The sequence below is a fragment of the Mesorhizobium sp. M0293 genome (assembly GCF_040321735.1).
In the GTDB taxonomy this organism is placed as follows: Bacteria; Pseudomonadota; Alphaproteobacteria; order Rhizobiales; family Rhizobiaceae; genus Mesorhizobium.
This window is the reverse complement of the sequence record NZ_JAMYSA010000291.1, coordinates 1-1,041: the sequence shown is the minus strand read 5'-3', so window position 1 is coordinate 1,041 and position 1,041 is coordinate 1. Positions and strand designations below refer to the sequence as shown.

Annotated in this window: 1 protein-coding gene; it reads right to left on the bottom strand. The window is 62.4% G+C overall.

Translation table 11 applies throughout. The annotated features are described in order from the left end of the window. Positions 1 to 959 (bottom strand): IS110 family RNA-guided transposase (locus NKJ06_RS35525; protein WP_352636342.1); only part of this gene is annotated, 959 nt, incomplete at its 3' end. Positions 960 to 1,041 lie beyond the last annotated feature (82 nt).

Sequence of the window (1,041 nt, the reverse complement as noted above, 5' to 3'; positions counted from 1 at the left end):
GCCAGCTTGTTGGCCAGCGCCACTGCTGCCAGCTTGGGGGTTTTGCGCGCAATCAGGGTCTGTAACCAGGGCCAAACCCGTTTGCTGCCGCGCCGCATATGTTGGATGAGAGCGGTGGCGCCCACCACCAGCACGCTTCGCAGCATCTCGTCACCAGCGCGGGTAATCACGCCAAGCCTGTTTCTACCTGCCGTCGAGTGATTTTTCGGTGTCAGTCCGAGCCAGGCGGCAAAGTCGCGCCCCGATCTGAAGCCATGTGCATCCGTAACCTTGATGGCCAGTAGCGTCGCTCCGACAGGACCAATCGCCGGTATGGCGGCCAGCCGCTGGCTCATTTCGTTCTGCTTGTGCAGCGTAAGCAGCTTTTCATCGAGTGCGGCGACCTCGCCGCTGATATGCGCATAGTCGCGCGCCAGGGTCTCGAACATGTCCCTGGCTAGGTCCGGGACCGTCGCGTCGATGCGAATGTCGGCCAGCAGATCGCCGAGCCGGGAAAGCCCCTTGGGCGCGGTCAGGCCGAACTCCGCCGCAAAGCCGCGGATCGAATTGGCCAGCTGCGTGCGCCGGCCGATGAACTGCGCGCGCAGTTTCGCTAACATCTGTGCCGCCTGCTGGTCGGCGCTTTTGGCGGCAACGAAGCGCATGCGTGGCCGGCTCATCGCCTCGCAGATCGCCTCGGCATCGGCCGCATCCGACTTGGAGCGCTGGACATAGGGCTTCACGTGCTGCGCAGGCAGCAGCAGCACATGATGACCCAGCGTACGCAATTCCCGCGCCCAGTAATGCGCCGCGCCGCAGGCCTCCATGCCAACCTTCAGCGGCGAAAGCCCGGCAAAAAAGGCAAGCACCTGGCCACGCCGCAGCTTCTTGCGCAGCACCGGCTGTTCAGCTTCATTCACGCCATGCAATTGGAAAACGCTCTTTGACGTATCCATGCCAATGCGAATAAGATTTTCCACGGACGGTCTCCCTTGCTTGAGATCTGTAACGACCTCATTCTGGCACATCATGATGCCGTCGGGGGCCGTCCACCCCAACACG